Origin of the sequence: Pseudomonas sp. GD03862 (genome assembly GCF_029840855.1) — a bacterium.
Taxonomy (GTDB): Bacteria; Pseudomonadota; Gammaproteobacteria; order Pseudomonadales; family Pseudomonadaceae; genus Aquipseudomonas; species Aquipseudomonas alloputida.
This window is the reverse complement of the sequence record NZ_JAOCDI010000006.1, coordinates 20,441-37,688: the sequence shown is the minus strand read 5'-3', so window position 1 is coordinate 37,688 and position 17,248 is coordinate 20,441. Positions and strand designations below refer to the sequence as shown.

Genomic DNA, 17,248 nt, shown 5'->3' with positions numbered 1-17,248 from the left:
AACGAACTAAAGCCGAGCGCCAGTGGTGCGTTAGAAGCTGTCGCCAGGCACGCGAACCCAGCCCTCCATCAGCACGCGAGCACTACGGCTCATGATTGCCTTGGTTACCGTCCACTCACCATTCACCTGGCGTGCCTCGGCCCCGACCCGCAGGGTGCCCGAAGGATGACCGAAACGCACAGCGCTGCGCTCGCCCCCGCCAGCGGCGAGGTTGACCAGCGTGCCCGGAATGGCCGCCGCAGTGCCAATTGCCACCGCAGCCGTACCCATCATGGCATGGTGCAGCTTGCCCATCGACAAGGCCCGCACCAGCAGGTCGATCTCACCGGCCGGCACCGCCTTGCCACTGGAGGCAGTGTAGGTGCTCGGCGGCGCGACGAACGCCACTTTCGGCGTGTGCTGACGCCCGGCAGCCTGGTCGACGTTGTCGATAAGCCCCATGCGCACGGCGCCATAGGCGCGAATGGTCTCGAAGCGCAGCAGCGCCTGCGGATCGCCGTTGATGGCGTCCTGCAGTTCGGTACCGGTGTAGCCGATATCGGCAGCATTGACAAAAATGGTCGGGATGCCGGCATTGATCAAGGTCGCCTTGAACGTACCGACCCCCGGCACTTCCAGGTCATCGACCAGATTGCCGGTGGGGAACATGGCACCGCCACCGCCGTCTTCATCGGCTGCAGGGTCAAGAAACTCCAGCTGCACCTCGGCCGCCGGGAAGGTGACCCCGTCCAGCTCGAAGTCGCCGGTTTCCTGCACTTCACCTTCAGTGATCGGGACGTGGGCGATGATGGTCTTGCCGATATTCGCCTGCCAGATACGCACGGTGGCGATACCGTTGCGCGGAATACGCGCCGGGTCGACCAGGCCACTGCTGATGGCAAACGAACCGACCGCAGCGGACAGGTTGCCGCAGTTGCCGCTCCAGTCGACGAAGGCCTTGTCGATGCTGACCTGGCCGAACAGGTAGTCGACATCGTGCTCGGGTTTGATGCTTTGCGACAGGATCACGGTCTTGCTGGTGCTCGACGTGGCGCCGCCCATGCCATCGATCTGCTTGCCGTAGGGGTCGGGGCTGCCGATTACCCGCAGCAGCAGCGCATCGCGGGCGGGACCTGGAATTTGCGCCTGCTCGGGCAGGTCCTGCAGGCGAAAGAACACACCTTTGCTGGTGCCGCCGCGGATGTAGGTGGCGGGGATTTTGATCTGGGGTACATGTGCCATTTTCTTGGGCATCCTGATAGTCCGGTGAAATACCCTGGGGCTGCCTTGCAGCCCTGTCGCGACACAAGGTCGCTCCCACAGGTACTGCGCCGCCCTTTGTGGGAGCGGCCTTGTGTCGCGAAAGGGCCGCAAAGCGGCCCCCGATTCATGCTCAGGCGGTCGCTTCGAGGAAGTCCTGGGCAAAGCGCTGCAGCACCCCGCCCGCTTCGTAGATCGACACTTCCTCGGCGGTGTCCAGACGGCAGGTCACCGGTACTTCCAGGCACTCGCCATTGGCACGGGTAACCACCAGGGTCAGGGTCGCCCGTGGCGTACGCGCACCCAGCACGTCATAGGTTTCGCTGCCATCCAGGCCCAGGGTCTTGCGGTCGGTGCCCGGTTTGAACTCCAGCGGCAGCACGCCCATGCCTACCAGGTTGGTGCGGTGAATACGCTCGAAGCCTTCGGCCACGATCGCCTCGACACCGGCCAGACGCACGCCCTTGGCCGCCCAGTCACGGGACGAACCCTGGCCGTAGTCGGCACCGGCGACAATGATCAGCGGCTGCTTGCGCTGCATGTAGGTCTCGATCGCCTCCCACATGCGGGTAACCTTGCCTTCCGGCTCGATACGCGCCAGCGAGCCCTGCTTCACGCTGCCATCGTCGTTGCGCACCATTTCGTTGAACAGCTTGGGGTTGGCGAAGGTGGCGCGCTGGGCGGTCAGGTGGTCACCCCGGTGAGTGGCGTAGGAGTTGAAGTCCTCTTCCGGCAGGCCCATTTTCGCCAGGTATTCACCGGCGGCGCTGTCGAGCATGATGGCGTTGGACGGCGACAGGTGGTCGGTGGTGATGTTGTCCGGCAGCACCGCCAGCGGGCGCATGCCACGCAACGTGCGCTCGCCGGCCAGGGCACCTTCCCAGTAGGGAGGGCGGCGGATGTAGGTGCTCATCGGGCGCCAATCATACAGCGGCGCAACCTTCGGCCCGCGGTCTTCCTCGATGGCGAACATCGGGATGTAGACCTTGCGGAACTGCTCCGGCTTGACCGCTGCACGCACCACCGCATCGATTTCTTCGTCGCTGGGCCAGATGTCCTTGAGGCGGATTTCCTTGCCGTCGACCACCCCCAGTACATCCTTCTCGATGTCGAAGCGGATGGTACCGGCTATGGCGTAGGCGACCACCAGCGGTGGCGAAGCCAGGAAGGCCTGCTTGGCGTACGGGTGGATACGCCCGTCGAAGTTGCGGTTACCCGACAACACGGCAGTGGCGTACAGGTCGCGGTCGATGATTTCTTGCTGGATCACCGGGTCCAGGGCGCCGGACATACCGTTGCAGGTGGTGCAGGCAAAGGCGACGATGCCAAAGCCAAGTTGCTCCAGCTCCTTCTCCAGCCCTGCTTCCTCCAGATACAGCTGCACAGCCTTGGAGCCGGGAGCCAGCGACGACTTGACCCACGGCTTGCGGGTCAGGCCCAGCTTGTTGGCATTGCGCGCAATCAGGCCTGCGGCAATCACGTTGCGCGGGTTGCTGGTGTTGGTGCAGCTGGTGATGGCAGCGATGATCACCGCGCCGTCCGGCATCTGCCCCGGCACTTCTTCCCAGCTGCCGGCGATGCCTTTGGCTGCCAGGTCGCTGGTGGCGACGCGGGCATGCGGGTTGGACGGGCCGGCCATGTTGCGTACCACGCTCGACAGGTCGAAGCTCAGGGTACGCTCGTAGACCGCGCCGCCCAGGCTGTCAGCCCACAGGCCGGTGGCCTTGGCGAAGGTTTCCACCAGTTTGACCTGCTGCTCTTCACGGCCGGTCAGGCGCAGGTAGTCGATGGTCTGCTGGTCGATGGCGAACATCGCCGCCGTGGCGCCGTATTCCGGGGCCATGTTGGAAATGGTGGCGCGGTCGCCCAAGGTCAGGGCACGGGCACCCTCACCATGGAACTCCAGGTAAGCGCCGACCACTTTCTGCTTGCGCAGGAATTCGGTCAAGGCCAGTACCAGGTCGGTGGCAGTGATGTTCGCGGCCAGTTTGCCAGTCAGCTCGACGCCGACGATCTCCGGCAGACGCATCCAGGAGGCGCGGCCGAGCATCACGTTTTCGGCTTCCAGGCCGCCTACGCCGATGGCGATCACACCCAGTGCATCGACATGCGGCGTGTGGCTGTCGGTGCCGACGCAGGTGTCCGGGTAGGCGACGCCGCGGTCGCTGTGGACCACCGGTGACATCTTCTCCAGGTTGATCTGGTGCATGATGCCGTTGCCCGGCTGGATCACGTCGACGTTCTTGAACGCCTTCTTGGTCCAGTTGATGAAGTGGAAGCGGTCTTCGTTGCGGCGATCTTCGATGGCGCGGTTCTTTTCGAAGGCCTGCGGGTCGAAACCACCACACTCGACGGCCAGCGAGTGGTCGACGATCAGTTGCACCGGCACCACCGGGTTGACCTGGGCCGGGTCGCCGCCTTTGTCGGCAATGGCGTCACGCAGGCCGGCAAGGTCGACCAGCGCAGTCTGGCCAAGGATGTCATGGCACACCACGCGGGCCGGGAACCACGGAAAGTCGAGGTCGCGCTTGCGTTCGATCAGCTGGCTCAGCGAGGCGTCGAGCGTAGCAGGGTCGCAGCGGCGCACCAGGTTCTCGGCGAGCACGCGGGACGTGTATGGCAAGCCATCGTAGGCGCCGGGCTTGATCGCCTCGACCGCCGCGCGGGCATCGAAGTAGTCCAGGTCGGTGCCTGGCAGGTGCTTGCGGTATGCAGTGTTCATCATGGAATCAGGCTCGGTCACAGGATTCGGAAGGTTTCACCGTACCTGTGGGAGCGGGCGTGCCCGCGAATGCGTCAGCAGGTGCGCAGTGGTTGCAAGGCCGGGTGCATTCGCGGGCACGCCCGCTCCCTCAAGGGAAACGGGTTGCCTCTCTATAGCTATTCAGCGCTGCTCGATCGGCACGAACTGGCGCTGTTCGACGCCGACATACTCGGCGCTCGGGCGGATGATGCGGTTGTTGGCGCGCTGCTCGAAGACGTGCGCCGCCCAGCCGGTCAGCCGCGAGCAGACGAAGATCGGGGTGAACAGCTTGGTCGGAATGCCCATGAAGTGGTACGCCGAGGCATGGTAGAAGTCGGCGTTGGGGAACAGGCGCTTCTGCTCCCACATGGTCTTGTCGATGGCTTCGGACACCGGGTACAGCACCTTGTCACCCACTTCGTCAGCCAGCTGCTTCGACCAGCCCTTGATCACCTCGTTGCGCGGGTCGGACTCTTTGTAGATGGCATGGCCAAAGCCCATGATCTTGTCTTTGCGCTCGAGCATGCGCAGCAGCTCGGCGGTGGCTTCCTGCGGGCTCTGGAAGCGTTCGATCAGCTCCATCGCAGCCTCGTTGGCACCGCCGTGCAGCGGGCCACGCAGCGAGCCGATGGCTGCGGTAACGCAGGAGTACAGGTCAGACAGGGTCGAGGCGCAGACGCGGGCAGTGAAGGTCGAGGCGTTGAATTCGTGCTCAGCGTAGAGAATCAGCGACACGTTCATGACCTTGACGTGCAGCTCGCTCGGCTTCTTGCCGTGCAGCAGGTGCAGGAAGTGGCCACCCAAGGTGTCTTCATCAGTGGTGCAGTCGATGCGTACGCCATGGTGGGTGAAGCGGTACCAGTAGCACATCACGGCCGGGAACAGCGCCAGCAGGCGGTTGGTCTTGTCGCGCTGGGCTTCAAAGGTCAGTTCTGGTTCGAGGGTGCCCAGTACCGAGCAACCGGTGCGCATGACGTCCATCGGGTGGGCATCGCGCGGGATGCGCTCAAGCACTTCCTTCAAGGCTTGCGGCAGGTCACGCAGGCCCTTGAGCTTGCGCTTGTAGTCGGCCAGTTCGGCCTGGGTTGGCAGCTCGCCATACAGCAGCAGGTAGGCGACTTCTTCGAACTCGGCACCGGCGGCCAGGTCACGCACATCATAACCACGGTAGGTCAGCCCGGCACCGGCCTGGCCCACGGTCGACAGTGCAGTCTGGCCGGCCACCTGGCCACGCAGGCCTGCGCCACTGAGTACTTTTGCTTCGGCCATGGTGTTTCTCCTTTCTTGAATTTGTTATGGATGCTTTCTGGCTAATTCGGGCGCTAGCGCTTAGCCCTTCTTCTGGGCAAACAGTGCATCGAGGCTCTGCTCGAAGGCGTGATAACCAATGGCATCGTAAAGCTCCATGCGAGTCTGCATGGTGTCGATCACGTTCTTTTGCGTGCCGTCACGGCGCAGCGCGGTATACACGTTCTCGGCTGCTTTGTTCATGGCGCGGAACGCCGACAGCGGGTACAGCACCAACGACACGTCGACCGAGGCCAACTCTTCGGTTGTGTACAGCGGCGTGGCACCGAACTCGGTGATGTTGGCCAGGATCGGTGCCTTCACCCGATCAGCGAAAGTCTTGTACATCTGCAGTTCGGTGATGGCTTCCGGGAAAATCATGTCGGCGCCAGCTTCGACACACGCTTCGGCACGGTCCAAAGCGGCGTTCAGGCCTTCGACGGCCAGCGCATCGGTACGCGCCATGATCACGAAGCTGTCATCGCTGCGGGCGTCGACGGCAGCTTTGATACGGTCGACCATTTCCTGCTGGCTGACAATTTCCTTGTTGGGACGGTGGCCACAACGCTTGGCGCCAACCTGGTCCTCGATATGGATGGCGGCAGCGCCGAACTTGCTCATCGAGCGCACGGTACGGGCAACGTTGAAAGCCGAAGCGCCGAAGCCGGTGTCGACATCCACCAGCAGCGGCAGGTCGCACACGTCGGTGATGCGACGCACGTCGGTGAGCACGTCGTCCAGGCCAGTGATGCCCAGGTCTGGCAGGCCCAGGGAGCCGGCAGCCACGCCGCCACCTGACAGGTAGATGGCCTTGAAGCCGGCGCGCTTGGCCAGCAGGGCATGGTTGGCGTTGATGGCGCCAACCACCTGCAGCGGATGCTCAGCGGCAACGGCGTCACGGAAACGCTGACCGGGGGTGCTCTTGACTGTCATTTCTCACCTCGTGTGCTGTTGTTGTGGGCGTCCAGGTAGTGACGCTCGATATTGCGCTTGGACGCGCCGATGTGGCGGCGCATCAGGAGTTCGGCCAGTTCGCCGTCACGGTCGGCGATGGCATCAAGAATGCGATGGTGTTCGGCAAAGGCCTGGCGTGGCCGGTTAGGCGTGGCAGAGAACTGGATACGGTACATGCGCACCAACTGGTACAGCTCGCCGCAGAGCATCTTGACCAAGGTCTGGTTGCCGCTACCCTGAATAATCCGGTAATGGAAGTCGTAGTCGCCTTCCTGCTGGTAGTAGCCCAGGCCGGCCTGGAACGCGGCATCGCGCTCATGGGTGTCGAGCACCCGGCGCAGTTCGTCGATGTCGGCCTGGCTCATGCGTTCGGCGGCCAGGCGACAGGCCATGCCTTCCAGCGACTCGCGGATTTCGTACAGCTCGATCAGCTCGGCGTGGTTGAGCGATACCACTCGCGCGCCCACATGCGGCACGCGCACCAGTAGGCGCTGGCCTTCAAGGCGGTGAATAGCCTCGCGTAGCGGCCCGCGGCTGATGCCATAGGTGCGCGCCAACTCCGGCTCGGAAATCTTGCTGCCGGGGGCGATATCACCCTTGACAATGGCCGCCTGGATGCGTCGGAAGACGTTTTCGGAGAGGGTTTCCGTTTCGTCTGTCAGCACCGGGCCGGGGGTGGAAAGGTCCTGCATATTGTCGACACCTTTTAAAACTCTTGGTCAGAAACTAGCGAAACAAGACCTGCAAGTCAAAGACAAAATGAACATTGTCGACAATCGTCTAATCGCGAACTATCACCACTTCAACGCTGTCAGATCGCGCACCGCTGGCGTCAAGACGTCGGCGTGATAGAATGCCGCGCCTCCGATGGGGTATGGATAGCCTGTCTGTCATGCATTCGTGCCTGTTGACAGATAAACGAGGAAGCTTGCGCAGTAATTGCCAGTCACCTTGACCTGAACCTTGCCTAGAACCTTGCAATGCACCGCGCCAGGAATATGAGACTTACACCCGTTTTATTGCTGCTATGCCTCACCCTGCTGCCGGCCCTTGGCCAGGCTGCGGGCAAGACCGTGTATGGTCTCAACGAATACGCACATCTGGGCGACCTGGACCTGGAAGTGGCCGCCAAGCTCGACACCGGTGCCAAGACCGCGTCGCTCAGTGCCCGCGACATCAAGCGGTTCAAGCGCAATGGCGAAAGCTGGGTACGCTTCTACCTCGCCATCGATGCGGCCCATTCGCACCCGATCGAACGCCCACTGGCACGTGTCAGCAAGATCAAGCGCCGGGCTGGCGACTATGATGCCGAATCGGGCAAGGCCTACACGGCCCGCCCGGTCATCGAACTCGAAATCTGCATGGGCCAGACCAGGCGCACCATCGAAGTCAACCTCACCGACCGCAGCGCGTTCCAGTTCCCGCTGCTGATCGGTTCCGAGGCACTCAAGCACTTCGACGCACTGGTTGACCCAAGCCTTAAATATGCGGCCGGCAAACCTGCCTGTGCCACCGACGCTCCCAAAGCAGAGTAATCCCGATGCGCTCTCTTACCCTCCATCTGAAAGTCCTGATCACCGTGCTGGTGCTATTGGGCGTGGCGGTCACGGCTTATCAGATCTTCGTGCTCGGCATCCCGGTGACCGAGGATGAAACCGACGACCTGTGGAACATCGACGCCAAGGTCGAGTTCGTGGCCAGCAGCAAGGACCCGGTCAAGGTGCAGATGTTCGTGCCACCGCTGAACCGCGACTACGTCAGCCTCAACGAGAGCTTCATCTCCAACAACTACGGGGTCAGCATCAACCGTGCCGACGGCAACCGCAAGGTTACCTGGTCGGCACGTCGCGCCAGTGGCAACCAGACCCTCTACTACCGCCTGGTACTGACCAAGCGCTACAGCAACGAGAAGACCAAGGTCAAAGGCCCGACCTTCCGTGACAGCCTGGCCGTCGAAGGCCCCGAGAAGATCGCCGCCGAAGCCCTGATGGCGCCTATACGTCAGCACTCGGCCGACGTCGAGACCTTCGTCAGCGAGACCATCAAGCGGGTCAACAACCTCAACGACGACAACGTCAAGCTGCTGCTGGCCGGCGACACTTCGGCAATGAAGAAGGCCCAGGTCATCGACCTGCTGCTGTCCATCGCCCACGTGCCGATGGAAAAGGTGCACACCATCCGCCTGCTGGCCGACACCCCGCAAACCCCGGAGCTGTGGCTGCGCAGCTTCAACGGCGACGACTGGCTGTACTTCAACCCGGACACCGGTGAGCAAGGCCTGCCGAGCGACCGCCTGCTGTGGTGGACCGGTGACGACAACCTGATCACCGTCGATGGCGGCAAGAAGGCCACCGTCACCTTCAGCATGAACAACAGCGAGATGAACGCCATCCGCCTGGCCAAGCTGACCGACGAGAACACCGACGCCGACTTCCTCGAATACTCGCTGTACGGCCTGCCGCTGCAAACCCAGCAAACCTTCATGATCATGGTCATGATCCCGATCGGCGTGCTGGTGATCCTGGTGCTGCGCAACCTGATCGGCATCCAGACCCTGGGCACATTCACCCCGGTGCTGATCGCCCTGGCGTTCCGCGAAACCCAGCTGGGCTTCGGTATCATGCTGTTCACGGTGATCACTGCCCTGGGCCTGTCGCTGCGCTCGTATCTGGAACACCTCAAGCTGCAGATGCTGCCACGCCTGTCGGTGGTATTGACCTTCGTCGTGGTGCTGATTGCCGCCATCAGCCTGTTCAGCCACAAGCTGGGCCTTGAACGTGGGCTTTCGGTAGCACTGTTCCCGATGGTGATCCTGACCATGACCATCGAACGCCTGTCGATCACCTGGGAGGAGCGTGGTGGCGGCCATGCCATGAAAGTGGCCATCGGCACCCTGTTCGCCGCCTCCCTGGCACACCTGCTGATGATGGTGCCGGAGCTGGTGTACTTCGTGTTCACCTTCCCGGCGGTGCTGCTGATCCTGGTGGGCTTCATGCTGGCGATGGGCCGTTATCGCGGCTACCGCCTGACCGAGCTCGTGCGCTTCAAAGCCTTCCTGAACAAGGCAGACACCTGATGTTTGGCCTCATCAAGACGTGGAAAGCCCTGGAGGCCCGGGGCATCATGGGGATCAACCGGCGTAACGCGGACTATGTGCTGAAGTACAACAAGCGCAGCCTGTACCCGATCGTCGACGACAAGATCATCACCAAGGAGCGCGCACTGGCGGCCGGCATCCATGTGCCGGAAATGTACGGCATCATCGAGACCGAAAAAGAGATCGAGAAGCTCGACCAGATCATCGGCGGTCGCAGCGATTTCGTCATCAAGCCGGCGCAAGGCGCCGGCGGTGACGGCATCCTGGTAATCGCCGACCGCTTCGAGGACCGCTACCGCACAGTGTCGGGCAAGATCATCAGCCATGAGGAAATCGAGCACCAGATTTCCAGCATCCTCACCGGGCTGTACTCCCTCGGCGGGCACCGCGACCGCGCGCTGATCGAGTACCGCGTGACCCCGGACCAGATATTCAAGAGCATCAGTTACGAAGGCGTACCGGACATCCGCATCATCGTGCTCATGGGTTACCCGGTGATGGCCATGCTGCGCCTGCCGACTCGCCAGTCCGGCGGCAAGGCCAACCTGCACCAGGGCGCCATCGGTGTGGGTGTCGACCTGGCCACCGGCGTGACCCTGCGCGGCACCTGGCTGAACAACATCATCAGCAAGCACCCGGACACCACCAACGCGGTGGACGGCGTGCAACTGCCGAACTGGGACGGTTTCATGAAGCTGGCCGCTGGCTGCTATGAACTGTGCGGCCTGGGCTATATCGGCGTGGACATGGTGCTTGACCAGGAAAAGGGCCCGCTGATTCTGGAGCTCAACGCCCGCCCGGGGCTGAACATCCAGATTGCCAACGACTGCGGCCTGACTCAGCGCACCCATGCCATCGAGGCGCACATCGAAGCACTGGCCAAGGAGGGTGTGACCGAAGACGCCGAGCAGCGGGTACGGGTAGCACAGGGTCTGTTCGGGCATGTGCCCAACCGCTGAAATACAGGGGCTGCCTTGCAGCCCATTCGCAGCACAAGGTTGCTCTTGCAAGCACTGCAGTTGATTCAAGCGCTTCGCTCGACCTGCAGGAATTGCCTTGTGCTGCGTATGGGCCAAACACAATGTTGAATGTCGTACCCAGCGCTAGGCGCTTTTCCTGCACAGGTCTACAATCGCCCTCCTCGCTTTTACATCGCCGTCCATACTGATGCCGACCTGCACGCTACACCCCCTGCCCTACCAGCCCGACCCTGCCGCCTATTTCGCCCACCTGCGCCAGGCCCCCGGTGCGATCCTGCTCGACAGCGCGCGCCCCGGTGCCGAACGCGGGCGTTTCGACCTGCTCAGCGCCTGGCCGCTGCAACAACTGCAGGCGCAGCCCGATGAAGATGGCCGCGTCTTCCTCCAGCGCCTGCGCGCTGGCCTGGCACAACTGGGCCACGCCGACTTGCCCAACGGTGTAGAGCTGCCCTTCGCCGGGGGCCTGATCGGCTACCTGAGCTACGACTTCGGCCGCCGCCTGGAACACCTGCCAAGTCTGGCCGTGGACGACCTGGGCTTGCCAGACGCACAACTGGGCCTGTATGCCTGGGCACTGGTCAGCGATCATCTGCTCGGCACCAGCCAGCTGGTGTTCCACCCGAGCCTGACCGGCGACGAGCGCGAACGCCTGATCAGCCTGTTCCAGGACACCAGCGCCACCACCGGCGACTTCCGGCTGCTCGCGCCGATGGCCGGTGACCTGGAGCCGGAGCAATACAAAACCGCTTTCGACCAGGTACAACGCTACATCCAGGCCGGTGACTGCTACCAGATCAACCTCACCCAACGCTTTCGCGCACCCTGCCAAGGCGATCCATGGCGGGCCTACCAGGCCCTGCGCCAGGCCTGCCCGACCCCCTTCTCCGGCTACCAGCAACTGGCCGACGGCAGTACCCTGCTGAGCTTTTCGCCCGAGCGCTTCATCCGCGTCAGCCAGGGCCAGGTGGAAACCCGGCCGATCAAGGGCACCCGCCCACGTGCCAGCGACCCGGTGGAAGACCAGCGTAATGCCCAGGAGCTGCTGCACAGCCCGAAGGACCGCTCGGAAAACCTGATGATCGTCGACCTGCTGCGCAACGACCTGGGGCGCACGTGCGAGATTGGCTCAGTGAAGGTACCGGAACTGTTCAGCCTGGAGAGTTACCCCAACGTGCACCATCTGGTCAGCAGCATCACCGGCCAGCTGGCCAGCGACAAGGATGCGCTGGACCTGATCGGCGACAGCTTCCCTGGCGGCTCGATCACTGGCGCACCGAAGATCCGCGCCATGCAGATCATCGACGAACTGGAACCCGCGCGCCGCGCGCTGTACTGCGGCTCGCTGCTGTATGTGGATGTGCGCGGCGAAATGGACAGCTCGATCGCCATTCGCAGCTTGCTGATCAAAGATAGCCAGGTCAGTTGCTGGGGCGGCGGCGCAGTGGTAGCCGACTCGCAGTGGCAGGCCGAGTATGAAGAGTCGATCGCCAAAGTGCGGGTGCTGATGCAGACCCTGCAGGGCCTGTGAGCCCATCTAGACTCCGTTTTTTTTGTTACCATCCCCCTACTACGAGCGCACAGCGCCACAGCCAAGATGGAAACCGCCTGATGAGCCAACCCTTCGACGTCGCCGCCCTGGCCGCGACCTATGCCAACAAGTCCCCGCAGGACATCCTCAAGCTTGCCTTCGAGCACTTCGGTGATGACCTGTGGATCTCCTTCAGCGGCGCCGAGGATGTGGTGCTGGTCGACATGGCCTGGAAGCTGAACAAGCAGGTAAAGGTATTCAGCCTCGACACTGGGCGCCTGCACCCGGAGACCTACCGGTTCATCGACCAGGTACGCGAACAGTACAACCTGCCCATCGAGATCCTCAGTCCCGACCGCGCCAAGCTCGACCCGTTCGTCAAGGAAAAGGGCCTGTTCAGCTTCTACAAGGACGGCCATGGCGAGTGCTGCGGCATTCGCAAGATCGAGCCGCTGCGACGCAAGCTGGCCACCGTCAGCGCCTGGGCCACCGGCCAGCGCCGCGACCAAAGCCCGGGCACCCGCAGCCAGGTGGCGGCACTGGAAATCGACAGCGCCTTTTCCACGCCTGAGCGCACGCTGTACAAGTTCAACCCACTGGCGCAGATGAGCAGTGAAGAGGTATGGGGTTATATCCGCATGCTCGAGCTGCCGTACAACAGCCTGCACGAGCGTGGCTTCATCAGCATTGGCTGCGAGCCATGCACCCGCCCGGTGCTGCCAAACCAGCATGAGCGTGAAGGGCGCTGGTGGTGGGAAGAGTCGACGCAGAAGGAATGCGGGTTGCATGCGGGCAACCTGATCAGCAAGGCTTGAGATAGCTAGGGCGGCCTGTAGGAGCGGGTTTACCCGCGAAGAAGACACCGCGGTGGCTGGCACGGGCTTCGCCCGTGTTCGCGGGCAAGCCCGCTCCCACAGGGATCGCGCCAGCTTTTAGACATTGAGCAAGGGCCGTTACTCCCACAGCGACCCCATCACCCCCGAATCAGTGCACCGGCAGTTCGACGCCTTCGAACAATTCTTCCAGCTCTTGCTTGTTATGGCACTGAATGGCCTTGGCCATCACTTCACGGGTCAGGTGCGGGGCAAACTTCTCGATGAAGTCGCACATGAAGCCGCGCAGGAAGGTGCCACGACGGAAGCCGATCTTGGTGATGCTGGCTTCGAACAGCTCACTGGCATCCAGCGCCACCAAGTCACTGTCGAGCTTGGCGTCCACAGCCATGCCGGCAACGATACCCACGCCCAGCCCCAGGCGCACATACGTCTTGATCACGTCGGCGTCAGCCGCGGTGAAGACCACTTTTGGCGTGAGGCCGCGGTGATTGAAAGCCTCATCCAACTTCGAGCGCCCGGTGAAACCGAACACGTAGGTGACGATCGGGTATTCGGCGACGGCTTCCAGGGTCAGTTTTGGCAGCTTGGCCAGCGGGTGCCCCTGTGGCACTACAACGCAACGGTTCCACTTGTAGCACGGCATCATGATCAGGTCGCCGAACAGCTCCAGCGCCTCGGTGGCGATGGCGAAGTCGACCGTACCGTCCGCAGCCATCTCGGCAATCTGCATGGGCGACCCCTGGTGCATGTGCAGGGACACCTCCGGATACTGCTTGATGAAGCTGCTGATAACCGGCGGCAACGCATAGCGCGCCTGGGTGTGGGTGGTGGCGATGGACAGCGTGCCCTTCTTCTCGTTGGAGAACTCCTGGGCAATCTGCTTGATGCTCTCGACCTTGCGCAGGATTTCGCCTGCGGTATTGATGATGCGCTCACCGGCCGGGGTAACGCGGGTCAGATGCTTGCCGCTGCGGGCAAAGACTTCAACACCCAATTCGTCTTCGAGCAGGCGGATCTGCTTGCTGATACCTGGCTGGGAGGTATACAGGCTCTGCGCCGTCGCGGAGACGTTGAGGTCATGGTGCGCCACTTCCCAGATGTAGCGCAGTTGTTGAAGCTTCATAGGTTTCCCTCGGTTCAGCGGTGAGTCCGCGGCAGCAGGCAGCGACGATATATAACTATATTAGTGGTTCTGGAAATAAATCTAGAACTATTTTGTTACATGCCCGCGGAAATGGACTGCACCTATCTTCACGTTTTCCTACGCCCCAGATGCTGCGCCAAGGGCACCATGTACACCGGCACCGGCGACAGCTGCAGCAGCCGCACTGCCGTGCGCCCCAGCGGTACATCCACCCCGGCACCGGCACTGTGGCTACCGAATATCAACAGGTCGACGCTTAGCCGCTGGGCCTGGTCGAGAATCACCTGCGCGGGGTCGCCCTGTCGCACACGCACGGCCTTGATCACCGCCAGGTCAGCCTCTTCGCCCAACTCGTCGCGAAAGTTTTCCAGTACACGCTGCTCTATGTTCGCCATCACCGTGTTCACCCCCTGGCTGTGCAATTGATCGAGCGTCTGCTCATCGAGGTAGCTTTGCAGGAGGGATTCGGCGAACTGGCCCATCGGCTCGACCGCGTGGATCACATACAACTCGGCACCGAACGTGCGCGCCAGGGCCAGCGCGTGTTGCATCACGAAAGGGGCGTAGACACCGAGGTCGGTGGCGTACAGCATGGAGCGGATCATTCGACCTCCTCGACTGCCGCAGCGGCAGAGCAAGCTTCAGCTTAGCAGCGCGCCGGACGCTCGCTTTGCCGTCCGGCGCGCTGCTGCCGTGGGCTGGAGGGCCCTGCCGAAGCCTCGGCCACCCTCAGGCCGGCCGGCCGCTGCTGTCGATGAAACTCAGCGCTTGGTACAGCATTTCAATGCGCGGCATGCTGCAGCCTGCCGCCCGTGCGCGTGCCAGCGGCTCGGCGTAAATGGCCTCCAGCTCCAGCGGGCGTTTGTGGACATGGTCGTGATACATGCTCGGCCAGTAGTCGGGCATGCGCTCGGTCACCTGGAACAAGTGCTCGGCATAGCCCGCGGGCAGTACATGGCCACAGGCTGCCGCCCCCTGCACCACCTCGGCCATCAAGGCCTGTATCAGCTCGCGGCTATTGCTGTCGACCATCAGTGGCGAAGTGCTGGCCCCCAGCAGCACCGACAGCCCGTTGTAAGGCACGTTCCACACCAGCTTCTGCCAGCGCGCCAAGGCCAGGTTCGGCATGGCCTGCGAGTCGATCCCCGCAGCCTGGAACAACCCGGCGCCTTCATTCACCAGCGCGACACCGCAATCGGTGGCCGGCCCACTGTGATACCCCAGGTTGACCGCCCCCAGCGCCTGGTGGCGGATTACACCTGGAGCCTGGCGGTTGACACAGATGAAGCACAGGCCGCCGAGCAGGTGCATGTCGCTGCGCAAGGCCGGACGCAACTGCTCCTCGACACCCAGGCCGTTCTGCAACAGCACCACCTTGGCGCCGGGCGCAGCAGCCTGGACGATCAACGGTGCCAACTGCTCGTTGCTGGTGGCCTTGGCCCCGATCAGGAGCCAGTCACAGGGCGGCATGTCAGCGGCACTGACATAAGCCTGCACATTCATGTGCAGTGCGCCATGCACGGCACTGTCCAGGCTCAGCCCGCGCTCACAAACGGCCTGGTACTCGCTGCGCAACAGAAAATGCACATCGAAACCGGCCCGGGCCAGCATCAACCCATAAAAGCCGCCGATGGCGCCACTGCCGATGATGCCGATGCGAGGGGGGTGCGAATGCATGCCAATCTCCAGGTAAAGGGTCAGCACTCTTTTTACACAGGTTACGTAGCGCTGGGCAGTCCATTCGCGCGCAACACCCTCGCTCAGGTAAAAACCCCACAATGACTGGGTTCAGCCCATTGTCGTGCCATCTGTAACGCGCTAAGGTTCGGCTCCCCGCTGCGATTATTCTTGCTGCTGGGCCGCACGGGGATAGTTGGCGGCCGGCACCCGTGACCTGACGAGTAACACGATGGCTGATTTACCGATCGATGACTTGAACGTTGCCTCCAACGAGACCCTGATCACCCCTGATCAGCTCAAGAAGGAAATCCCCCTCAGCGCCAAGGCCCTGCAGACCGTGACTGCCGGCCGTGAAGTGGTGCGCAATATTCTCGACGGCAAGGACCATCGCCTGTTCGTCGTGGTCGGCCCTTGCTCCATCCACGACATCAAGGCAGCCCACGAATACGCCGAGCGCCTGAAAGTGCTGGCCGAAGAAGTGTCCGATACGCTGTACCTGGTCATGCGCGTGTACTTCGAAAAGCCGCGCACCACCGTCGGCTGGAAAGGCCTGATCAACGATCCGTACCTGGATGACTCGTTCAAGATCCAGGACGGCCTGCACATCGGCCGCAAGCTGCTGCTGGACCTGGCCGAAATGGGCCTGCCGACCGCCACCGAAGCGCTCGACCCGATTTCGCCGCAGTACCTGCAAGACCTGATCAGCTGGTCGGCCATCGGTGCCCGCACCACCGAATCGCAAACACACCGCGAGATGGCCTCGGGCCTGTCCTCGGCGGTGGGTTTCAAGAACGGCACCGACGGCGGCCTGACCGTTGCCATCAATGCCCTGCAGTCGGTGTCCAAGCCGCACCGCTTCCTGGGCATCAACCAGGAGGGCGGCGTGTCGATCGTCACCACCAAGGGCAACCCATACGGCCACGTGGTACTGCGCGGCGGCAATGGCAAGCCGAACTACGACTCGGTCAGCGTCGCCCTGTGCGAACAGGACCTGGCCAAGGCCAAGATCAAGGCCAACATCATGGTCGACTGCAGCCATGCCAACTCCAACAAGGACCCGGCCCTGCAACCGCTGGTGATGGAGAACGTCGCCAACCAGATTCTCGAGGGCAACCAGTCGATCATCGGCCTGATGGTCGAAAGCCACCTGAACTGGGGCTGTCAGTCCATTCCGAAAAACCTGGACGATTTGCAGTATGGCGTGTCGATCACGGACGCCTGCATCGACTGGTCGGCTACCGAGAAAACCCTGCGCAGCATGCATGCCAAGCTCAAGGATGTGCTGCCGCAGCGTAAGCGCGGCTGAACATTGCGGGAATGAAAAACGCCGGGCACTGCCCGGCGTTTTTTGTTGTGTCTGGCGCCTGTCGTCAGCTCAGGCCTTGCTCGAATGCCGCTGCTGGCGCTCCATGTAACGCTCCACATACGAGCAAGACGGGATCACCGTGTAGCCCATCTGCTCGGCGTACTCCAGAGCCCGCTCGGTCAGGGCGGCAGCGATCCCACGGCCGCGCAGGGCGTTGGGCACGAAGGTGCGATAGATGTCCAGCGTCTGCTTGCCCAGATCCATGTACGTCAAGTAGGCACGATGACCGTCCACGTTGGTCTCGAACTGATGACCGGCCTGGTCATGGTGGATGGTCAGCGCTTCGCTCATCACTACTCCTCGCAGGTCTTCTCGGCAGACCCTTACCTTAACCGATGGTGGTTTATCCGGCACAGAATCCTCTACGCCACCTGTTGCCGCTTCGACCATTGGA

Annotated in this window: 15 protein-coding genes; 6 read left to right on the top strand and 9 right to left on the bottom strand. The window is 62.5% G+C overall.

All coding sequences use genetic code 11. The annotated features are described in order from the left end of the window. Positions 1 to 30 precede the first annotated feature (30 nt). The 5 genes from prpF to N5D53_RS05905 all read right to left on the bottom strand — a co-directional run bounded on the left by prpF (position 31) and on the right by N5D53_RS05905 (position 6,915). A complete protein-coding gene (gene prpF, locus N5D53_RS05925; protein ID WP_104962135.1) occupies positions 31 to 1,221 on the bottom strand; it encodes a 2-methylaconitate cis-trans isomerase PrpF in 1,191 nt (396 codons plus the stop codon). Positions 1,222 to 1,372: 151 nt separating this feature from the next. Continuing rightward, the gene (acnD, locus tag N5D53_RS05920; protein WP_121161877.1) at positions 1,373 to 3,961 is read right to left on the bottom strand and encodes a Fe/S-dependent 2-methylisocitrate dehydratase AcnD; all 2,589 of its coding nucleotides are present in this window, start codon (positions 3,959 to 3,961) and stop codon (positions 1,373 to 1,375) included. Positions 3,962 to 4,123: 162 nt separating this feature from the next. Then, on the bottom strand, positions 4,124 to 5,251 hold the full coding sequence (gene prpC / locus N5D53_RS05915; RefSeq protein WP_121161879.1) for a 2-methylcitrate synthase: 1,128 nt from the start codon (positions 5,249 to 5,251) through the stop codon (positions 4,124 to 4,126). A gap of 60 nt (positions 5,252 to 5,311) precedes the next feature. Further along, the gene (prpB, locus tag N5D53_RS05910) at positions 5,312 to 6,202 is read right to left on the bottom strand and encodes a methylisocitrate lyase (protein ID WP_012053054.1); all 891 of its coding nucleotides are present in this window, start codon (positions 6,200 to 6,202) and stop codon (positions 5,312 to 5,314) included. Then, on the bottom strand, positions 6,199 to 6,915 hold the full coding sequence (locus N5D53_RS05905; RefSeq protein ID WP_003250308.1) for a GntR family transcriptional regulator: 717 nt from the start codon (positions 6,913 to 6,915) through the stop codon (positions 6,199 to 6,201). Before N5D53_RS05905 ends, prpB begins: the two co-directional genes overlap by 4 nt. Positions 6,916 to 7,221: 306 nt before the next feature. Between N5D53_RS05905 and N5D53_RS05900 the strand changes: the two genes are divergently transcribed. From N5D53_RS05900 to N5D53_RS05880, 5 genes are all read left to right on the top strand, one after another. Continuing rightward, on the top strand, positions 7,222 to 7,758 hold the full coding sequence (locus N5D53_RS05900) for an ATP-dependent zinc protease (protein ID WP_010953297.1): 537 nt from the start codon (positions 7,222 to 7,224) through the stop codon (positions 7,756 to 7,758). A gap of 5 nt (positions 7,759 to 7,763) precedes the next feature. After that, positions 7,764 to 9,299 (top strand): inactive transglutaminase family protein, encoded by a 1,536-nt coding sequence (locus tag N5D53_RS05895; protein ID WP_014591660.1) that lies wholly within the window; start codon positions 7,764 to 7,766, stop codon positions 9,297 to 9,299. Further along, positions 9,299 to 10,279, top strand: coding sequence for an alpha-L-glutamate ligase-like protein (locus N5D53_RS05890; protein ID WP_279840170.1), 981 nt, complete (start codon positions 9,299 to 9,301; stop codon positions 10,277 to 10,279). Before N5D53_RS05895 ends, N5D53_RS05890 begins: the two co-directional genes overlap by 1 nt. A 208-nt stretch (positions 10,280 to 10,487) precedes the next feature. Continuing rightward, the gene (gene pabB / locus N5D53_RS05885; RefSeq protein WP_279840169.1) at positions 10,488 to 11,828 is read left to right on the top strand and encodes an aminodeoxychorismate synthase component I; all 1,341 of its coding nucleotides are present in this window, start codon (positions 10,488 to 10,490) and stop codon (positions 11,826 to 11,828) included. Positions 11,829 to 11,908: 80 nt separating this feature from the next. Beyond that, positions 11,909 to 12,643 carry a phosphoadenylyl-sulfate reductase gene (locus tag N5D53_RS05880; protein WP_003250299.1) on the top strand — a complete coding sequence of 245 codons (735 nt, stop codon included), beginning with the start codon at positions 11,909 to 11,911 and terminating at the stop codon, positions 12,641 to 12,643. A 169-nt stretch (positions 12,644 to 12,812) separates the two neighbouring features. Here N5D53_RS05880 and cysB read toward each other — a convergent pair whose 3' ends face one another. The 3 genes from cysB to N5D53_RS05865 form a co-directional block, all read right to left on the bottom strand. After that, the gene (cysB, locus tag N5D53_RS05875; protein ID WP_010953293.1) at positions 12,813 to 13,787 is read right to left on the bottom strand and encodes an HTH-type transcriptional regulator CysB; all 975 of its coding nucleotides are present in this window, start codon (positions 13,785 to 13,787) and stop codon (positions 12,813 to 12,815) included. A gap of 128 nt (positions 13,788 to 13,915) precedes the next feature. Beyond that, entirely contained in the window at positions 13,916 to 14,413 is a 498-nt protein-coding gene (locus tag N5D53_RS05870; RefSeq protein ID WP_003250295.1) for a universal stress protein, read from the bottom strand. 124 nt (positions 14,414 to 14,537) lie between these two features. Next, positions 14,538 to 15,485 carry a putative 2-dehydropantoate 2-reductase gene (locus tag N5D53_RS05865; protein ID WP_279840168.1) on the bottom strand — a complete coding sequence of 316 codons (948 nt, stop codon included), beginning with the start codon at positions 15,483 to 15,485 and terminating at the stop codon, positions 14,538 to 14,540. 232 nt (positions 15,486 to 15,717) lie between these two features. On the opposite strand from N5D53_RS05865, the gene N5D53_RS05860 reads away from it, so the two are divergent. Then, complete coding sequence (locus tag N5D53_RS05860; RefSeq protein ID WP_014591663.1) at positions 15,718 to 16,794, top strand: 3-deoxy-7-phosphoheptulonate synthase; 1,077 nt, start codon at positions 15,718 to 15,720, stop codon at positions 16,792 to 16,794. A gap of 69 nt (positions 16,795 to 16,863) precedes the next feature. On the opposite strand, the gene N5D53_RS05855 is transcribed toward N5D53_RS05860, so the two are convergent. Next, entirely contained in the window at positions 16,864 to 17,145 is a 282-nt protein-coding gene (locus tag N5D53_RS05855; protein ID WP_003250290.1) for a GNAT family N-acetyltransferase, read from the bottom strand. Positions 17,146 to 17,248 lie beyond the last annotated feature (103 nt).